Genomic DNA, 17,314 nt, shown 5'->3' with positions numbered 1-17,314 from the left:
CACCTTGACCTGGGCCTTCGTGTGCGGAGCGGGTGACGTGGAGGACGAATCGCCGTCTGAGGCGGCGGGGCGGCCTCGAGATCAGGAGATCATCGATCTCCATCGGGCCGCTTGGCGGGTGGGCGTAGACTGACCGTTACTCCGATGGTGCTGGCGGGTTCGGTCATGCTGCTTCCAGATCCTTGATCGAGAGGTAGACACCGTGCTTGCGGAAGGCGGCGGGCGCCCATGCGATGGCGTCGGCTCGCTGGACAGCCAGTTCTGCGGGAAACCAGGCACGGCGTAGGACTCTGCCGTCGGCCCATGCCGGAGGCGCGAGGTCGTGTTGGGCGGCCAGGTGCTCGGCGAGTGCCGCGAGGAGGGTGTCCCAGCGTTCGTCGCCGATCAGGCTTGGCTCGTCCTTCAGCAGTGCCGGTTGCGCTGCGGCGGGCTCCCAGCGGTATTCCTCCAGGAACTCCCAGACGAGTTTCCACCGGATCTTGTCGTTGGTGGCCACGGCGAGATGCCCGGCCAGCTCGCTGAGCGTGATCGGCCGATAGTTTGTCGCCATCGGTCCATCCTATCCAGCGGCCTCCCCTGAGGAGGGGGGACCGTCACGGTCGGCGAATCTGGCGTCGACGTGGATCAAGAGGAAGTCGTCGACGGGAATGATGGGCAGGCGGGGCAGCCCGGTGCGGGCCGTGGCGTGGGTCGAGCAAGATCTTGTACGGCTCTCCATCCACGATGCCGGTGTAGCGCCGCCACGCGAGCGACGAACGGCGTGATGGGTTGAGCACGCCGTCCACGTCCAGCAGCAGCATCGGTGTCATGGTGATCCTTTACGGAGTTCCAGGGCGAGCGTCCGTAGCCAGGGTTGAGCGAAGGTGGGTTCGCTGGCCAGATGGCGCGCTATCGCTGTCCGGGTCGGATGGCTTCGGCCCTGCTCAACGTAGGCGACAGCCTCGGCCAGGGCGTGGGCGACCTTCTCGCTGTGCCGAGGTGCGGTGACGGTCTCGTCAGCCCAGAGGGTACGTCGGAAGGACGGTGCGATCTTCTCCTGGGAGTTGCCGAGGTAGTTCCACAGGGTGCCGGGTATGGACACGTTGGTGATGGCGCTGCGGGGCAGTTCATCGGTCCAGTCGGCGTCCTGCCACCAGCGCCAAGTGCTGGGGCTGGTCTTCTTGCGTGCGGTGACGCCCAGAAAGCGCAGCTTCAGCCGAATGACATCCCATGTCTCGTGTTCGTCGGCGATCCAGTCGCGTAGGAAACCGTACAAATGGGTGAAGGTGTGGCCCCCGTAGACCAGGTCGGCGAAGACGATCGGGCGCGCACGGCGGGCCAGGCCGTACGGGCTGATGCCCATCGCCTCCAGGTTGATCCGCAACTGCCGGACCTCGTGTACGAGCAGCGGTTCCTCGAACCGGTAGGAGAACGGCAGCAGGCAGACCCGGTCAGAGCGAGAGGTGCCGGACAGCGCGCCGGAGAGCACGTCGAAGATGCTGTCGGCGGAGCGGCCGACGAAATACAGGTCGCCATCGCCGCTGCGGGCCAGGACCTTGGCCGCGCACTCGATCAACGGCTCCAGAAAGTCCAGCGCGACTTCTTGGCCATCCAGGAGCGTGCCGAGCTGATCACGGCGGACCAGATCCCACCGGAACGGCCGGTACGGGGTCGTCACCGAACCATGGTTACGGAACCTGCCAGTCCGAAGCATCCGATTTCTCCAGCGGATCGTCGCGGCCTCCCACCGGCGCAGAGGACCGGTTCAGGGCATCCGTAACCTGCTATGGCACGATGACAAAAATAGTGTCCCAGCTGGGGACTCATGAAGAGGCTCAAGCGAGCCGTAGGAGGCGACACGCCTTGAGTGGGGCCCTGTACGGGAGCGAGCCTGGTTATCCCTCACGTGAGGCGGTCAGGGAACGCAAGGTCGTCAAACCAACTCCCTCCGAGCTCATGGAGGACACCGGGACCGGTCTGGACTACGGGATCCGGCCGGACCGCATGCCTGGCTACATCACCCCGATCGATCGTTTCTTCCTTCGCAGTCACGCACCGACTCCTCATCTGGACGCGGAGAGATGGCTGCTCCGGATCGAAGGACGTGGGGTACGCGAACCGATCACCTACACCTACGCCGACCTGTGGAAAATGCCGATGGTCTCAATGATCCGCACAATCGAGTGCGCCGGTAACCGCCGGATGCTGTTTGGCGAGGAGCACGGACACAAGTTCGACGGCACCCAGTGGGGACGCGGTGCGATCGGCACCGCGGAATGGACCGGCGTCCGGTTGCGCGACCTGCTCGAACCCGCCGGGATCACGCCGGACGCGTGCGAGGTGATGCCGGAGTCCCTCGACGAGATCCATGCCCGCCGCCCCATGCCGCTGGCCAAGGCGCTCGCCGACGACACCCTGCTCGCGCTGGCCATGAACGGCGAGACGCTGCCGCCCGATCATGGATACCCGGCACGGATCGTGGTGTCCGGATGGCTCGGCGCGGCCAGCATCAAATGGGTGGGCCGGATCGAAGTCTCCGAACAGCCCTTGCACGTTCCGTGGAACACCGAAGACTACGTGCTGATCGGCCCGGACTACCCTCCGCAGGCGCCCTCACCTGGTATGCCGATCACCGGCCTACCGGTGGCGAGCCTGGTGGAACTGCCCTGGCCGGCACGGCTGCGGCCGGTGCCGCAAGTCATCCGGGGGCGTGCGTTCGCGGGGGAGAACCGGGTCACGACGGTCGAATATCGCATCGACGAGGGCCCTTGGCAGGAGGCGTCACTGGCTCCGGCGGAGATACCGGCGGCGTGGGTCCGCTGGCAGTTCAGCTGGGACCCAGAGCCCGGCGATCACATCGTCCGGGTACGCGCCACCGACGATCATGGCCGTACCCAGCCCGACACCGTCCCCTGGAATGACCTCGGCTACCTCTATCACCCGGTGCTGTCCCACCCCATCCGAGTCGAATCCACGCCTTGAGGCCGTATAGGGCTCGGAGAACAAGCGAACGAAAGCTGCCGCATACTGGCGGATCAAGCGCCCATCCTCGATGCAAAAATGTGACAAACATCACAGGTTGTAGATCGATCCGGCACCCTATTGCTGAGTGTTATGCATCATAACTTAAAGTGATGTCGAAATGTGTCTAGTTGTTGCGAACATCGACATTTCGCTTCCCCTTCAAGCAGAGTAAACGTCGGTTCGACGGGGAAGGGCGTCGGCTATGCCTATTGGATCACGGCTAATTCGGGTTCCCGGTGGCCCTGATCTATCGCAGAAGGTCGTAGCTTTCTTCTCAAAGGATTGTCACGGCGGGGACGGATTGGCCTCCTGCTGCCGCTGTGATAGATCTTCCTTGTGGGGATTGCGATCAGGTGGATTGGTGATCCCAAGTTCGACCTTCAGCGTAGAAGGCAGGAAACGATGATCGTTAATAATGGAGTCAATGATCCGACTTACTCCTGCCGGGGACTCTAATGTCGGGGAGTCGGAGAAGGCGGACCAGGTCAGCGCTTGAAAGGACTCCCGCTGCCAAATCCGGGCAACGGAATGCGAGGCCTGCACAGCACGCTGCCGCTGCCAGGTGGGAGAGGCTCTGGCCGAGGGCAATCGGCACCACGGGGCGGAGGGTGGGCCTCGTCTTGGGCCTCGGGGGCGCTGGGCTCGGATCCGTGATGATCCTCAAAGGCTATGCCCTACCAAGCGCAGCTGGAGTTCTTGGCTTCATCGCCTCTCTTCCTGTTCTCGTTCTCGTGATCCTGGCGCTGGCGGCCTTGATGTCGAGCCGGGAGGGCGACACGTTTCGGAGGCGGGTTTATCTGATGGAGACCTTCCTCATGCTGCTGACTGGTCGTTCGCGGGACACAACTAAGCTCCCCGATGAGATGGCGCTTTCTGCTGTAGGCACCGAGACTGGGGCGCAATCTTCCTCAGCGATTCCCCCTGGGAGATCGGAAGAAGCCCTGCGCGCGAAGCTCCTGGATGCCGAAGCCAAGGTCAAGGACATCGAAGCGGTGCTGAAGATCTATCGGACAGCGCTTCAGCTTGCTGTCGTCCAGTGGGGGGCTTCCAGCGCAGAGTCCGAGAAGCTAGCAGCAGCATTCGCGGGTGAGGTAGAGCAAAAGATAAAAGATATGGCGCCAGATCACGCTGAGCTCAGGTCGAGTAGTAAGGCCCGCAGGAGACGAGGCGGACGAGCGCTAGTTTCAGAGAGGCCAGAGGGAGGCGGTTCCGCAACAAGCGCAGCGCAGCCCTGATGCTGGTTTTGAAGTCCTGGCAACTCCGCCGTACTTCACTGAACGGCCGAGGTCGAGTGGGGATTTTTGCCGGCGACGCGGATCGCTCACCAGGCGAGCCAGAGTTCCTGCCAGGTTTTGTCATCTGGGAGATCGGTCTCCGGCAGATTGTGCGCGTGCTGGAACTTCCGCAGCGCCCGGCGGGTGTTCGGCCCGAAGTCGCCGTCGGCGCCGTCAGGGCCGACGCCGAAGCCGTGCTGGATCAGCAGTTCTTGCACGCTGCGCACGTCCAGTTCGCCGATGAGTCCCGCCGTCACCGAATTCGGGAAGGACGGGACACGGGACGGCGAGGACGTGCCGTTGTAGGCGGGCCTGCCGTACCCGACGACGTGACGCAGGTTGCGCGAGCGGCGCGCCACGACGTTTGACGTATTGCCTTCGATCGTCTGGATCGTCGTGCCGGAGCGCACCTTCTCCACCACGCCGACGTGCTGGATTCCCGGCTCGGAGTCGGGGAAGTCGAAGAACACCACGTCTCCCGCGCGAATACCGGCGGCTCCCTTGTGCCAGCGTCCGTTCTCCTTGAACCAGTTGGCGTGGGAGGGCGTGAAGGCGAAATCGCCCACGATCGTGAGCATGTCCTTGCCGCCCGCCAGGAGCGCGCACTCGGCGAGGAACATGTCACACCATTTGGCTCCGCTGAATATGGGGGCACGGTGGCGGATGCCGTACCGGCGGCCGAAAAGGGACTGGCTGCGCCCCTCTCGGTATCCTTCGAAGGCGGCCATCATCTTGAGCAGGTCGCTGGCCTTAGGCATGGGCGGCCACCTCCCGGTCGATCGCGTCGTAGTCGGGGGCTTCCAGCGGCAGGTCCGGATCATCCGGCTGGGGCGCGCCGTCTCCGGGTTCTGAGCGGAGGATCGGATCACCCTCGGGGGAACTTGTCATACTTCACGATGATGTTGACGATTTCGTCCGCGCATGAGTAGGCCCGTACTCATTTCCGGACCCAGCGCGTCGGGAGGCCTGCCGGTGATGGGGTGATTGCCCCGTGAGACGTTCCGCCATTTGGCGGGTGGTTTCCGCCGCGTGGCGCTCGATCGGGAGGCGGGGCCGGATCACGATGCTGGTAGGCGGTGATGTCAGCCGCGCGTAACACCATCGACATCCAGGAGCCGATCATGACCGTACCCACCCCGCCGCCGTTCGACCCCGAGCTGGCCGCCGCGCTGACCGTGATGGCAGAGTTCATACCGCCGTCCCTGACGATGGAGACGCTGCCCGCGCTGCGCGATGCGCCGTTCATGCCGGAGGAGGACTTCACCCGCGGCGGCGCGATCGACGTCACGGAGCTGACCGTCCCCGGTCCGGCGGGCGAGCCCGACATCTCGCTGCTCGTCCTGCGCCCGGCGGGCGAGACGGAACCGGTGCCCGCGCTCTACAACATCCACGGCGGCGGCATGATCCTGGGCACCAACCGACTGATCCCCACCGAGATGCTCGACATGGTCGTGGAGCTGAAGCTGGCGGTCGTCTCGGTGGAGTACCGGCTCGCGCCCGAACACCCGCACCCCGCGCCGGTCGAGGACAGCTACGCGGGCCTGGTGTGGACGGCCAAGCACGCCGACGAGATCGGCGTCGACCCAGGGAGGATCATCGTCGCGGGCGCGAGCGCGGGCGGCGGCCTCGCGGCGGCCGTGGCGCTGCTGGCCCGCGACCGGGGCGGCCCCGCTCTGATCGGCCAGCTGCTGATCTGCCCGATGCTCGACGACAGGAACGACACCGTGTCCAGCCACCAGATGGCGGGCCTGGGCGTCTGGGACAGAACCTCGAACGACACCGGCTGGACGGCGCTGCTCGGCGACCGGCGCGGCGGCCCCGACGTCTCCCCGTACGCCGCGCCCGCGCGGGCCGCCGACCTGTCCGGCCTGCCGCCTGCCTTCGTCGACGTCGGCTCGGCCGAGACCTTCCGGGACGAGGACGTCGCGTACGCCACCGGCATCTGGCAGTCGGGCGGCGTGGCCGAGCTGCACGTGTGGCCCGGCGGGTTCCACGGGTTCGACATGATGGCGCCGCAGGCCGCGATCTCGCAGGAGGCGAAGGCGGCGCGGCTGAGGTGGCTGCGGCGGATCCTCGGCGCCTAGTCGTACCTGGCGGGCTGAGGCAGGATGGCATGGTGAGAGAGCTTGCCGGCAGGCTGGCCGCGCTCGACCCGGACGCCAGCGCCGCCGTCCAGGTCATCGCCTACTTCGACGGTCTGGTGGCGACCAGGGCCGGGCTGGAGGCGATCGTCCGGGGAGCGGCGGTGCTGGCGGGCTGCCCGGCCCGCCTCATCGATCCCGATCACCGGGTGAACGTGCGCGTCCTGGGCGACGGGCGCCGGGACGACGCCGTGGCCCCGCCCGATCCCGCCTGGTTGCACGCGCCGCTGGGGTACGAGCACGCCGTACTGTGGCTGGAGCGGCCCGGACCCGCCGGGGCGGTCGACCTGATGGTCCTCGAACGAGCCACCGGAGTCGCCCGCGACGCCCTGGAACGCACCCGCGGCCGGGCCCCCTCGGCCAGCGACCCCGCCTTGGTCGAACTCCTCCTCGACCCGACCGCCACCGAGGCCGACCGCCTGCACGCGGCCCGCCGCCTCCGCCTCCCCGAGACCGGCGTCTGGGCCGTGGCCATCGCGGGTGCCCCACCCGCGATCGAACACACCGGCACGCGCGCCAGCCCTGGGCGGCGGGCGGGAGTCGGAACCGTCGGGCGCGTGGCCGACCTTCCCACCTCCTGGACGGCGGCCAAGACCGCGCTCCGGTTCGCGGCCGAAGGAGACGAGCAAGATCCGGGCCCAAGGGTGGTACGGGCCGACGAACTGGGCGGCCTCATGGTCCTGGCCACCGCGGTAGGCGCCGACACCGAGCCGGCGCCCGACGTCCGAGCTCTAGACCACGCGGCCACCGCAGCACCCTGGATGCTGTCCACCCTGTACGCCGCCGCGTCGGAACCAAGCCTCCGCACGGCCGCCACCGCCCTCACCCTCCACCACTCGACCCTCCAGGACCGCCTCACCCGCGCGGAACACCTCCTCGGCTGGAACGTCCGCGACCCGCAAGGCCGCCTCCGCCTCCAACTCGCCTTCGCCCTGAGACGCCTGCACCGGCATCCCCCTACGTGAGACGCCGCACGCTTCGAGCTCTGCACGGGACGCGCTCGTCGCGGTGTGGGGTGCGGCCGAATTCTTTACCCAGGCCCAATTCGCAGGGCTCGCTATGGCGCACCAAAGCCATCGAAGATCTCGCTCACCTGATTTCCAGGCACGCAGTTCGATACAACGGCGACATCGACTGCTCTCGTTTCAGCCGAACTTGAGCATAGACGCAGGTATGGCTGCTCATCAGCAGGTTTCCGTAGATATCCTGACCGGCGAAAGTATGTTCATATGGCGCTGACGCACCGTCCGCAGGACGGTGGACGCTTACCGCGACAATCAACGGGGGCGTTTGCTGGAGTGCGTCCGAGTGAATGAACTTTCCCCAACTGGCCTGGCAGTGCCGGGACGCCCGAAGTTCCAAGAACCCGGCCAGATAGCGCTCAGGATAGAAGATCTTGACACTGTCCGCGGTTTCCGCGTCCCTTCCGCAGCCCAGTACCTCGGGATCACTACCGTCGACAGCGACAGGCGGAACCTGGTCGCCTGCCTGCCGAGCAGACCATAGGACGGCCACGGTCGCCGTTACCAATACGAGCACCAGTAGCGCATATCGCTTCCAGCGGAAGGCCCGGGCTACGAACACGTGATTAGCCGGGGGAGCGGGTTCATCTGAGCCTTCCGAAACATGCGAAAAGCGCTTCGTGGCAGCGTGATCCAGCGATGCGGGTTCGAGCCTCATCGGCAGATGAGCGCGACGGCGCGAAAAAGGATCACCATGCCGTTCGATCCGAGCGTCTTCGAGCACCGACTGCAAAGATTCATCGTCGATGCCGAGTACTTGTTCGTACAGTCTGACGATCTTATCGGACGGCATCTTGCTGCCCGTCTCATACTCGTGGAGTTGTGAGTGGGAGTTGTAACCCACGAGTTTCGCCATTTTGCGTAGGCCGATTCTCGCTGACATGCGGGCCGACCTCATCGCGGCTCCCACACGTTGTTCGGGTAACTGCTCAGGTGATCCGCCGTCAATCATCAGCAACTCCATCGTCAGAGTCAGATTATTGCCGATGCCGCTACGGATCAGTAGCCGTGGTCTGTGGGTGGTCTGTGTGAATCGCCCTGGTCGGTCTTCGCCCAGACCAGCGTGATTCGGGTCCAGGCTCAACACATCACTTCCACACTCTTGGCCTCCACGGGGTGCGAGAGGGCAAGTTAGGAGATCAGGTGCGAAGATCATTCAGGCTGGCGATAGCGAGCATGATCACGCTGTCAATGACCTTGACCGGAATCGGAGCCGTCACCGCGGCGGCAGCCGAGCTGGACCCTACATTCGGGGTCGGCGGAAAGATAACGACGTCGTTCGAAGGAAACGCATATCTCGGGGGGATGACGTTGCAGGCGGACGGCAAGATTGTCGCGGTCGGCAACGCATTCAATGGAACCGATACCGACTGGCGGATCGCGCGATATGGTGCGGACGGAGCCCTGGACGCGTCGTTCGGGACGGCGGGCATAGTTACGGCCGACTTCGGTGGCGACGACAATCTCGACACGGTGGCCGTTCAGCCGGACGGAAAGATCCTCGTCGGTGGCTACAGCCGGCCGACCGGCACCGCTCGCTGGACGGTCGCCCGGTACAACACGAACGGGACGATCGACACAGGTTTCGGGTCGTCGGGAATCGCGGCGACATTGTTCTCCGGCATGTCGTCCAACCTGCTGGGCATCGCTCGGCAACCCGACGGAAAAATCGTCGCGACAGGATATACGAACACTGGCGCCGGTCATGATGATGTGGCCGTCGCCCGCTATCACAACGACGGTTCCCCAGACCTCGGGTTCGGTTCTTCCGGATTCGTAACCACTCCGATCAGTACGTCACCGACACCCAACGATCGAGGCAACGCCATCGCCGTCCAGCCTGACGGAAAACTCGTAGTATTCGGCGACTTCGATGCGAGCGGCCATGACGATGTGTTCCTTCTGCGTTACAACGCGAATGGGACATTGGATACAGGATTCGGAAGCGGTGGCCGTATCACCGACAGCTTCCTTACTCACAACGGCGCACGTGATCTCAAGCTGCAGGCAGATGGAAAGATAGTCGTCACCGGAGGCGCAGTCATCCCTGGACCTGGTGATACCTATATCGCCCGTTATGGCATCAACGGAGCGCCTGACACCGGATTCGGCAGCGGCGGCAGCGTAATCACGTCATTCTCAGCCGACGCCGATTCGTCGAACGCCCTCGCCATCCGCCCCGACGGAAAGATTCTCGTCGCCGGCTACGAGGGGACCGGCAGCGCCCAGGACAGTGCCGTCAGGCAGTTCAACCCGGATGGCACCCTCGACACCTCTTTCGGCACGAACGGCTCGCTCGTCATACCGTTGAGCTCCGCCGATGACAACCTCAGCGCTATCGCGGAACAGCAGGACGGCAAGATTGTCGTGGCAGGTGCCGCGCATGAAGGCGCCAGTAACGCGTGGGCGCTGGCGCGACTGTCCGAGGGACCGTTCTCAAGTGAGTTCACCGCGAGCGCGGACACGTATGTACGAAGCGGGCAAGCAAATAAGAACGAGGGCAGCGCAGCGCTAATGGTCGTACGGGCGAGCGGCGACAATCGCAGTGTCGTGCGCTTCGATCAGGCCGCGATGGAAGCGGAAATCGGCGGCGGAACGGTGCTCGCCGCGAAACTACGGCTCACCATCACCGACAACGGAAACAATTGGGGTTCCTCCGGTAGGCCGGTCGGCGTTCACCGTGTGCTGGTCGATTGGGCTGAGGGCAATGGTACGGAATCGGATCGTGGAACCGGGTCCGGCGCGACATGGAACTGCGCCGTCGACGGTCAGATCGCCAATCAGGCCAAGAACTGCACTGGAGCGGCGGAATGGGAAATGGGCCAGCCCGGCAACCCATCAGTCCATCCGTGGGCGGAACCTCCCACCGAAACCCAGATCATCACCAACAATCAATCCGGTGTCATCGAGTACGATGTGACCGCCGACGTGGCCGAATTCCTGGACGGCACGAATCCGAACTTCGGCTGGCTCATCAAGAAGTCCGATGAAAGTCAGAACGGAATGATTGCCTTCGGCACCAGAGAGAGCATGACCGCACCGCGGCTCGTGATCACCTGGATGCCATAGCGCACCTACCTGGCTGCGCGTGGGACGAAGCTTGTTCCCGCGCGCAGCTTATGGGGCCTTTCGCGCTCATACGCATCGCGCGTGCCCAGTCGTCACCTTGAGATCGATGTGATGCATCGAAGGGGAGTCGGTGACAATCTCCCCATGGCTCAGACGACGTTGCGGAGCGGTCGCATCCTGCTGGTCCCGCTCGCGGACGAACACCTGGAACACGAGGTCGAGCTGGACGCCGACCCCGAGGTCATGCGCTATTTGGGCGACGGCCGTCCCCGTACCCGCGAGAAGGTCGAACTCCTCCACCGCCACCGCCTCGCGGTCGCCGACCATGTGCCAGGGCTGGGTTTCTGGGCCGGTTTCGTCGAGGGAACGTTCGTCGGCTGGTGGATCCTGGAACCGCCGCAGCGCCCCGATCAGGGCCCACTCGAAGGCCAGGCCGAGCTCGGCTACCGGCTCCTACCCCGCCACTGGCGCCAGGGCCTGGCCAGCGAGGGAGCCCGCGAGCTACTCCGGCATGGTTTCGAAGACCTTGGCCTGAACCGTGTCTTCGCCGAGACAATGGCGGTCAACACCGCTTCTCGCGCGACCATGGCCACGATCGGCATGGAGCATGTCCGTACATTCTTCATGGAGTGGGAAGATCCACTTCCAGGCAGCGACCTGGGCGAGGTCGAGTACGCGATCACCAGGCAGCAGTGGCTCACCCGTGCAGGCGGTCACGCTGGCCTCGCGTGCTGAGCGGACCGTTGTCACGCTTGTGGGCCGGGGCTTGCCGACGATGTCGATCCTGTGACGCAACCGCTCGCCGCGCTTGCCCTGCTCGACGAGGGTGCCGGCCGCCCTGAGTGGCTGGCGGGCTAGTAGCGGGTCACGGGCGGGTCTCACGTCCTGACCAGGTGCGTTGTGAGTGTGGGCCGCCGCGCCGTCCGGTCCGCACGATTTCTCGGCCGAATTCTTCTGAATTGCCGCTTGAAGTCCGTACGTCTCGTGGGCATAGTGGTGCAACCACCGGCGTATTACGCGGTGGTATGTGTTCTTGGGGGCGAGCCAAGATCATAGTCGGTAGCGCACTTTATGCGCGGAATGGGACGTGAAGGTTGAGCTCGCCGCCGCCAATTCGCTCCAAGCTTCTCAGAATCCTGTTGATTCCCCTGATCTCCATGATCGCTTTGTGGGGGTTCATCGCCTACTCCAGCGTCCAGGAGATCGTCGACATCTCCCAGAGCCAGGACCGCTGGGAGGCCATCGGCTCACCGGTGCTGCAGCTGATCGTCGAGCTTCAGCGGGAGCGCCAGCTCTCCGCCGAGGCGGTCGGCGGCACCGGTGCCGACCAGCCCTTGGCGGATCAGCGCCGGGTCACCGACGGCAAGATGGGGCGCCTGCGCGAGGCGATCGGGTCGGTGGACTCGGTCCCCCAGAGCGGGACCCCCGCCGCGGTGCGCGCTCTGATGGAGGCGCTCGACGGGCTCGGTGACCTGCGCGCGTCCGCCGACAGCGGCAGGCTCACCCCTCCGCTCAAGGTCATCGACGCGTACGACGACCTGATCGGCGTCGCCAACCGGCAGTTCAGCGATCGCGACGCGTTGAGCGACGTGTCGTCCTACCGCGCGGTGCGTGGCATGTCCGCCTACAGCGCCACCGCGGAATACCTGGGCAGGGAGCACGCCGTGCTGACCAGCACGATGGTGCACCAGAAGATGACCCCCACCGACCGGGCCGCGTTCGTGGCCGCGATGACCAGCCGCAGGCTCGTCTTCGCCAACGCCGACCGCGACATGGGTCCCGACTTGAGGGAGCGCTACCAGGATCTCCTGAACGGCGGCCCGTACAAGCGGCTCGTGGCCGTGGAGGACAGGCTCTTCGTGTGGGACACCAACGGCGCGCCGCCGGTGGATCCCGCCGAGTGGAAGAGCGACGCGGAGGCGATCCTCAACACGATCAACCAGGACACCTCGCAGGAGCTCGGCCGGGCCGCGGCGGAACAGCAGGCGGCCAAGACCGCGGCGTACTGGCGGATCGGCCTGGTCCTGGTTCTCGGCCTGATCGCGGTCATCCTGTCGGTCGTGCTGTCCTACCGGTTCGGCCGGTTGCTGATCAACGAGCTCAAGCGGCTGCAGGCCTCGGCCGTGGAGCTCGCCGAGGAGCGCCTGCCCCGGCTGGTCGAGCGGCTGCGCAGGGGCGACGACGTGGACCCGGCCACCGAGGCCCCGGACCCGGCCCCCGCCGACACCGCCGAGTTCGACCGGGTCGTGCGGGCGTTCTCGGCCGTACGGCGCACCGCCGTCGAGGCCGCCGTCGGCCAGGCGACCCTCCGCAAGGGCGTCGGCCAGGTCTTCCTCAACCTCGCCAGGCGCAACCAGGCGCTGCTGCACAGCCAGCTCAGCCTGCTCGACACGATGGAGCGCCGCGTCGACGAACCGGAGATCCTGGAGGATCTCTTCAAACTCGACCACCTCACCACCCGGATGCGGCGGCACGCGGAGAACCTGATCATCCTGTCCGGCTCCGCCCCGGCCCGGAGGTGGCGCGACCCGGTGCCGCTCTACGACGTCGTACGCGGCGCGGTGCTCGAGGTCAAGGACTACACCCGCGTCATCGTGGCCCCCATGCCGAACGCCCCGGCGCTGGTGGGCGCGGCGGTCACCGACGTGATCCACCTGGTGGCCGAGCTGGTGGAGAACGCCGCGGTCTTCTCGCCCCCCGAGACCACGATCCACATCCGCAGCGCGGTGGCCGCGAACGGCTTCGGGCTGGAGGTCGAGGACCGGGGTCTGGGGCTCAGCCCGGCCACGCTCGATCAGGTCAACGCGCGGCTCGTCGAACCGCCGGAGTTCGACCTGGCCGACAGCGACCGGCTCGGCCTCTTCGTGGTGTCCAGGCTCGCCGCCCGGCACGGCATCAAGATCGCGCTCCGGCCCTCGCCGTACGGCGGCACCACCGCGATCGTGCTGCTGCCGTCGAGCCTGCTCGCCACCGCGGAGGTAACCGATCGGTACGCCCAGCTGACGGCCCCCACGCGGGTGCTGAGCGCGATGCCCGACACCTGGTCCCAGGGGACGCCGGACTGGTTCGCGGCCGAGCGATCTCCGTCTCCGGTGCCGGCACGCAGGACCCCGCCCGTGCCGGACGACGACGATCTGGACGGATTGCCGATGCGGGTCCCCCTGGCCAACCTGGCTCCGCAGCTTCGCGGCACGCCGTCCCAGGAACAGCGGGACGTCTCCGTGAGATCTCCGGAAGAGCTTCGGAGACTCATGTCGTCGATGCAACGCGGCTGGCAGCAGGGCCGTACCCAGGTCGAGCAGGGACACGACACGTGGAATCGAAAGGACGGCCATCCCGATGCACAACCCCGGAGCTGAACTGAAGTGGCTGCTCGACGACCTCACCCAGCGCGTCCCCGACATCCGGCACGCCATCGTCCTGTCCGCCGACGGTCTTGCCATGGGCGGGTCGAGGGAACTGACGCGGGAGGACGTCGAGCACCTTTCCGCCATCTCCGCGGGAAGCCACAGCCTCGCGCAGGGCGCCGGACGGCATTTCGGTCTCGGCGGCGTACGGCAGACCATCATCGAGATGGAAGGCGGCTTCCTGCTCGTCACCGGAGCCGGCCAGGGCGCCAGGCTGGCCGTGCTCGCGACGGGCGACGCCGACCTCGGCATGATCACCTACGAGATGGCGCTGCTGGTCAAGCGAGTCGGCGAGCACCTGTCCACGCAGCCGAGAGGATCGGCTCCGGCACCCGCCTGGAATGGTCCACAGCCGTGACAGGCCAGGATCCCGGGCCACTGATCAGGCTCTTCGGCCTGACCGGTGGCCGCGCGCGCCCGCAGGGCGAGGCCTTCGACCTGGTGGCCATCGTCACGACCGTCAGCGTGGCCGCCGAGCGGGCGGACCTGATGCTGGAACATCTCACCGTCCTGTCGTTGTGCCGCAAGCCCTGCCCGGTGGCGGACGTCGCGGCGCACCTCAAGCTGCCGCTCAACATCACCCGCGTGATTCTCGGCGATCTGCGCCGGGAAGGCCTGGTGACCATCGACCGGCCGCGTCCGGTGGCACAGATGATCGACGAACGCATCTACAGGGAAGTGCTGAATGGGCTACGCCGCCTCTGAGTCCGAGGTCTCCTCGGCGCTGGCCATCAAGATCCTCATCGCCGGCGGCTTCGGCGTCGGCAAGACCACCATGGTCGGCACGATCAGCGAGATCCGCCCGCTGCACACCGAGGAACTGCTGAGCGAACGCGGCATCGGCGTGGACGACACCTCAGGCGTGGAATCCAAACCACCACGACCGTGGCGCTCGACTTCGGCCGCATCACCATCCGCGAAGGCCTGTGGCTCTACCTGTTTGGCACGCCCGGACAGGACCGGTTCTGGTTCATGTGGGACGAGTTGGCCATCGGCTCGCTCGGCGCGGTCGTCCTCGCCGACACCCGCCGCCTGCGGGAGTGCTTCGCCGCCATCGACTACTTCGAGCAGCGCGGCATCCCGTTCCTGGTCGCGGTCAACTGCTTCGACGGCGCCCGCCGCCACGAACCAGGCACCGTACGGCGGGCACTTGGGCTTGGCGACCTCACGCCCATCATGCTCTGCGACGTACGCGACCGCGAGTCGGTCAAGGACGTGCTGACCATGCTCGTCACGTACGCGGTGGAGGGCGTCTTCAAAAGCTGACCGGCGGTGGCGTGTTCCAGGCCGATCGGGTGCTGAACCTTCACGTCGTGAGCGGGTGTCGGGGGACTGCGAAGGCGGTGGTGCCCGCCAGCCAGGCGCCGGTCAGGTCGGTGCCGGGCGGGAATCGGCCGTCTAATTCCAGCAGCACCATGCCGTGGGCGAAGGCCCATACCGCGCGGGCCACGTCGATGTCACCGCCCACCGCGCGCAGCAGGGGGGCGACGGCGCGCGCTTCCAGGCCGGGGGGCAGCGCGTCGCGGGCCAGCGGGCGATCACTGGTCAGCCGGTACAGGTGCGGATGCTCCAGCGCGAACTGCCGGTAAGCGGCGGCCAACGCGGACAGCGCCGGCCCGTCGCGCCTGCCGGCCTCGGCCGCCTCCAGCGCCTCAGCCAGACCGGCCAGTCCTTCCGCCTGCAGGGCCGACTCGACGGCCGCCTTGTCCGGCAGATGCTTGTACAGGGACGGCGCCCGGATGCCGAGCCGGTCGGCGATGCGCCGCATCGACACTGCCTCGGGGCCCTGCGTTTCCAGCAGTTCCCTGGCGGCGGCGACGATCTGCGCGAGCCGATCAGCCACGACGGGCCGCGCGCAGGACGGCGACACCGGTCAGCCAGCCGAGCCCCGCGGTGAATACCGGCGGCATCGCGACCGGCGTGAACAACGCGTAGGCGATCATGACGGCAAGTGGCAGGAACGCCGACTGGGCCACCCGGTTGGTCCGGAACGCGAACGGCACAGCCAGAGACGCGACCGCGGCCGCCGTGGTGGGCAGGCCGTACTTAACGGACTCGAAGACGGCGAACGCGCCCAGGAAAGCAGCGAAAGTCCCCCAGGCAACCCTGCGAACCGGTTCGGCGGCCCGGCGTGCGGTGGCGGGCGTAGTCACATCCGTCTCCTCATGCGGCTAACAGTGTTAGCCATCATGGTGTGGCTAACACTGTTAGCCGTCAAGCGGCTGGTTTCCCAGGACGCCGGGAATCCGCCTTGTCGGCGATCCGCACGATTGGCCATCGGGAGCACCCGGCCCGCGGCTTGACATGCCCTTGACGCGCCCGCCCGCGACGACCGCCCGTCCCCGCCGCGAGTGGCAAGCCTGTGTCAAGCCGCCCTGGCGATGCTCTCCCGGGACACTCAAGAAACGGAGACATCATGAAGACCACCCGAATGCTCACCGCCGCGGCGACCACGGTTGCCCTGGGCCTCAGCGTCCTCACCGCCTCGCCCGCCGAGGCCGCCGTGACCCGCAGCTTCAGCGTGTCCGCCTACGACGGCGCCGCCTGGGGCACGGTCACCTTCAACAATTACTCGTGGACCGTGGACGCGTACATCTACCGCGACTCCAGCGCCTCGATCACGTTGAAGATCTGCGGCTGGCAGACCCTGGACAACGGCAACAACGCAACACTGGTCTGCAAGTCGGCCAGCAACGGCGGCTCGATCGGCTCGACCCGGCACGTCACCACCCTCGGCGCAACGGCGAATTGGGCCCAGGTCTTCGCGGCCACCGCGGACCTCTACGTCAACGGCTCGTACGTCACCGGACAGTGGGTCTACAAGTACTGACCTGACCGGACGAACGGCGGCCCGGGCCGTTCCCAGCGGCCTGAGCGCCATCTGACGCCGTTGCGCCGATCACAGGGCGGGAACGACGATCTCGCCACTGGCGATCTTCCGCTCGACCTGCTCCAGGCGTCTCTTGATGCCGTCGATCCCGTTGCCGGCGGCGGCGACGTTCATGGCCTGTTCCTTGACGCCGTTGACGGTGGGACCGGGCCGGTGGAGAAGGCCTTGAGAAAGTCGAAGACCACCGTGCCGACGCGCTTGATCACCCGCAGGTGCCCTTGATTCACTGGGCCAGGCTGGCACGCTCAACAGATGACGGTAGATCCAGCCCGCAGAAAGTTCACATACTGCATGATCTCCGTCATGACGTCGCTGCCCGCTACCCCGGCCGACAGCCCGTGCTCCTGCTCCACCACCCGCTCGGCGGACCCGCGGTTTGTCACCTGGTGCCCCGAATGCCACTCGGACGTCGATCCCACGGCTAGCACACACGCCGCGATCCGTAGGGAAGCTTAGGCCGGCGATCTTCGGGAATCCGTGGGCCGAGACGGCATGCGGCGGGGTGGCT

The 17,314-nt window shown here is 66.4% G+C and carries 19 protein-coding genes and 1 pseudogene; 11 read left to right on the top strand and 9 right to left on the bottom strand.

The window, feature by feature from the left end; translation table 11 throughout:
- Positions 1 to 163: 163 nt before the first annotated feature.
- Genes Aple_RS11350 through Aple_RS11340 form a run of 3 tightly spaced genes read right to left on the bottom strand, consistent with a single transcriptional unit; the run spans position 164 to position 1,657 of the window.
- The gene (locus tag Aple_RS11350) at positions 164 to 550 is read right to left on the bottom strand and encodes a hypothetical protein (RefSeq protein WP_155344494.1); all 387 of its coding nucleotides are present in this window, start codon (positions 548 to 550) and stop codon (positions 164 to 166) included.
- A 43-nt stretch (positions 551 to 593) separates the two neighbouring features.
- Positions 594 to 800, bottom strand: coding sequence for a hypothetical protein (locus tag Aple_RS11345; RefSeq protein WP_155344493.1), 207 nt, complete (start codon positions 798 to 800; stop codon positions 594 to 596).
- A 5-nt stretch (positions 801 to 805) separates the two neighbouring features.
- Positions 806 to 1,657, bottom strand: coding sequence for a hypothetical protein (locus tag Aple_RS11340; protein WP_246264368.1), 852 nt, complete (start codon positions 1,655 to 1,657; stop codon positions 806 to 808).
- Positions 1,658 to 1,842: 185 nt separating this feature from the next.
- On the opposite strand from Aple_RS11340, the gene Aple_RS11335 reads away from it, so the two are divergent.
- Together Aple_RS11335 and Aple_RS11330 are read left to right on the top strand one after the other, a co-directional pair.
- A complete protein-coding gene (locus tag Aple_RS11335; RefSeq protein ID WP_170321403.1) occupies positions 1,843 to 2,961 on the top strand; it encodes a sulfite oxidase in 1,119 nt (372 codons plus the stop codon).
- 692 nt (positions 2,962 to 3,653) lie between these two features.
- Positions 3,654 to 4,238: a hypothetical protein gene (locus tag Aple_RS11330; RefSeq protein WP_155344490.1), complete on the top strand. Its 585-nt coding sequence runs from the start codon at positions 3,654 to 3,656 to the stop codon at positions 4,236 to 4,238.
- Between the two features lie 86 nt (positions 4,239 to 4,324).
- On the opposite strand, the gene Aple_RS11325 is transcribed toward Aple_RS11330, so the two are convergent.
- Positions 4,325 to 5,035 (bottom strand): peptidoglycan-binding protein, encoded by a 711-nt coding sequence (locus Aple_RS11325; RefSeq protein ID WP_170321402.1) that lies wholly within the window; start codon positions 5,033 to 5,035, stop codon positions 4,325 to 4,327.
- Entirely contained in the window at positions 5,028 to 5,165 is a 138-nt protein-coding gene (locus Aple_RS51945) for a hypothetical protein (RefSeq protein WP_170321401.1), read from the bottom strand. Before Aple_RS51945 ends, Aple_RS11325 begins: the two co-directional genes overlap by 8 nt.
- 233 nt (positions 5,166 to 5,398) lie before the next feature.
- On the opposite strand from Aple_RS51945, the gene Aple_RS11320 reads away from it, so the two are divergent.
- Positions 5,399 to 6,361 carry an alpha/beta hydrolase gene (locus Aple_RS11320; protein ID WP_155344488.1) on the top strand — a complete coding sequence of 321 codons (963 nt, stop codon included), beginning with the start codon at positions 5,399 to 5,401 and terminating at the stop codon, positions 6,359 to 6,361.
- 29 nt (positions 6,362 to 6,390) lie between these two features.
- A complete protein-coding gene (locus tag Aple_RS11315; protein ID WP_246264366.1) occupies positions 6,391 to 7,383 on the top strand; it encodes a helix-turn-helix domain-containing protein in 993 nt (330 codons plus the stop codon).
- Between the two features lie 124 nt (positions 7,384 to 7,507).
- Here Aple_RS11315 and Aple_RS11310 read toward each other — a convergent pair whose 3' ends face one another.
- Positions 7,508 to 8,404 carry a helix-turn-helix domain-containing protein gene (locus tag Aple_RS11310; protein WP_170321400.1) on the bottom strand — a complete coding sequence of 299 codons (897 nt, stop codon included), beginning with the start codon at positions 8,402 to 8,404 and terminating at the stop codon, positions 7,508 to 7,510.
- 212 nt (positions 8,405 to 8,616) lie between these two features.
- Here Aple_RS11310 and Aple_RS11305 point away from each other — a divergent pair, with 212 nt between their 5' ends.
- The 6 genes and pseudogenes from Aple_RS11305 to Aple_RS11280 all read left to right on the top strand — a co-directional run bounded on the left by Aple_RS11305 (position 8,617) and on the right by Aple_RS11280 (position 15,182).
- Positions 8,617 to 10,509 (top strand): DNRLRE domain-containing protein, encoded by a 1,893-nt coding sequence (locus tag Aple_RS11305; protein WP_155344486.1) that lies wholly within the window; start codon positions 8,617 to 8,619, stop codon positions 10,507 to 10,509.
- Between the two features lie 144 nt (positions 10,510 to 10,653).
- On the top strand, positions 10,654 to 11,244 hold the full coding sequence (locus tag Aple_RS11300) for a GNAT family N-acetyltransferase (RefSeq protein WP_155344485.1): 591 nt from the start codon (positions 10,654 to 10,656) through the stop codon (positions 11,242 to 11,244).
- A gap of 422 nt (positions 11,245 to 11,666) precedes the next feature.
- A complete protein-coding gene (locus tag Aple_RS11295) occupies positions 11,667 to 13,868 on the top strand; it encodes a sensor histidine kinase (RefSeq protein ID WP_155344484.1) in 2,202 nt (733 codons plus the stop codon).
- Positions 13,849 to 14,274 carry a roadblock/LC7 domain-containing protein gene (locus tag Aple_RS11290; protein ID WP_155344483.1) on the top strand — a complete coding sequence of 142 codons (426 nt, stop codon included), beginning with the start codon at positions 13,849 to 13,851 and terminating at the stop codon, positions 14,272 to 14,274. Before Aple_RS11295 ends, Aple_RS11290 begins: the two co-directional genes overlap by 20 nt.
- On the top strand, positions 14,271 to 14,621 hold the full coding sequence (locus Aple_RS11285) for a DUF742 domain-containing protein (protein WP_218038246.1): 351 nt from the start codon (positions 14,271 to 14,273) through the stop codon (positions 14,619 to 14,621). The genes Aple_RS11290 and Aple_RS11285 overlap by 4 nt, the downstream gene beginning before the upstream one ends.
- Positions 14,602 to 15,182 (top strand): annotated as a pseudogene (locus Aple_RS11280) (GTP-binding protein). Before Aple_RS11285 ends, Aple_RS11280 begins: the two are co-directional and overlap by 20 nt.
- Positions 15,183 to 15,222: 40 nt before the next feature.
- Here the strand turns inward: Aple_RS11280 and Aple_RS11275 are convergent.
- Positions 15,223 to 15,759, bottom strand: coding sequence for a TetR/AcrR family transcriptional regulator (locus tag Aple_RS11275; RefSeq protein WP_155344482.1), 537 nt, complete (start codon positions 15,757 to 15,759; stop codon positions 15,223 to 15,225).
- Complete coding sequence (locus Aple_RS11270) at positions 15,752 to 16,069, bottom strand: hypothetical protein (RefSeq protein WP_155344481.1); 318 nt, start codon at positions 16,067 to 16,069, stop codon at positions 15,752 to 15,754. The genes Aple_RS11275 and Aple_RS11270 overlap by 8 nt, the downstream gene beginning before the upstream one ends.
- A 263-nt stretch (positions 16,070 to 16,332) precedes the next feature.
- On the opposite strand from Aple_RS11270, the gene Aple_RS11265 reads away from it, so the two are divergent.
- Positions 16,333 to 16,746 (top strand): hypothetical protein, encoded by a 414-nt coding sequence (locus tag Aple_RS11265; protein WP_155344480.1) that lies wholly within the window; start codon positions 16,333 to 16,335, stop codon positions 16,744 to 16,746.
- A 305-nt stretch (positions 16,747 to 17,051) separates the two neighbouring features.
- Here Aple_RS11265 and Aple_RS11260 read toward each other — a convergent pair whose 3' ends face one another.
- Complete coding sequence (locus tag Aple_RS11260; RefSeq protein ID WP_155344479.1) at positions 17,052 to 17,189, bottom strand: hypothetical protein; 138 nt, start codon at positions 17,187 to 17,189, stop codon at positions 17,052 to 17,054.
- Between the last annotated feature and the right edge of the window lie 125 nt (positions 17,190 to 17,314).

The organism is Acrocarpospora pleiomorpha (assembly GCF_009687885.1).
In the GTDB taxonomy this organism is placed as follows: domain Bacteria; phylum Actinomycetota; class Actinomycetes; order Streptosporangiales; family Streptosporangiaceae; genus Acrocarpospora; species Acrocarpospora pleiomorpha.
The sequence above is the reverse complement of the archived record's forward strand: the minus strand, read 5'-3'. Positions and strand labels throughout refer to the sequence as shown.

Excerpts from the sequence above, each read along its gene's own strand:
- Aple_RS11350 (WP_155344494.1), bottom strand. The coding sequence starts at position 550 with ATGGCGACAAACTATCGGCCGATCACGCTCAGCGAGCTGGCCGGGCAT.
- Aple_RS11345 (WP_155344493.1), bottom strand. The coding sequence starts at position 800 with ATGCTGCTGCTGGACGTGGACGGCGTGCTCAACCCATCACGCCGTTCG.
- Aple_RS11325 (WP_170321402.1), bottom strand. The coding sequence starts at position 5,035 with ATGCCTAAGGCCAGCGACCTGCTCAAGATGATGGCCGCCTTCGAAGGA.
- Aple_RS51945 (WP_170321401.1), bottom strand. The coding sequence starts at position 5,165 with ATGACAAGTTCCCCCGAGGGTGATCCGATCCTCCGCTCAGAACCCGGA.
- Aple_RS11320 (WP_155344488.1), top strand. The coding sequence starts at position 5,399 with ATGACCGTACCCACCCCGCCGCCGTTCGACCCCGAGCTGGCCGCCGCG.
- Aple_RS11315 (WP_246264366.1), top strand. The coding sequence starts at position 6,391 with ATGGTGAGAGAGCTTGCCGGCAGGCTGGCCGCGCTCGACCCGGACGCC.
- Aple_RS11310 (WP_170321400.1), bottom strand. The coding sequence starts at position 8,404 with ATGGAGTTGCTGATGATTGACGGCGGATCACCTGAGCAGTTACCCGAA.
- Aple_RS11305 (WP_155344486.1), top strand. The coding sequence starts at position 8,617 with ATGATCACGCTGTCAATGACCTTGACCGGAATCGGAGCCGTCACCGCG.
- Aple_RS11300 (WP_155344485.1), top strand. The coding sequence starts at position 10,654 with ATGGCTCAGACGACGTTGCGGAGCGGTCGCATCCTGCTGGTCCCGCTC.
- Aple_RS11295 (WP_155344484.1), top strand. The coding sequence starts at position 11,667 with ATGATCGCTTTGTGGGGGTTCATCGCCTACTCCAGCGTCCAGGAGATC.
- Aple_RS11290 (WP_155344483.1), top strand. The coding sequence starts at position 13,849 with ATGCACAACCCCGGAGCTGAACTGAAGTGGCTGCTCGACGACCTCACC.
- Aple_RS11265 (WP_155344480.1), top strand. The coding sequence starts at position 16,333 with ATGAAGACCACCCGAATGCTCACCGCCGCGGCGACCACGGTTGCCCTG.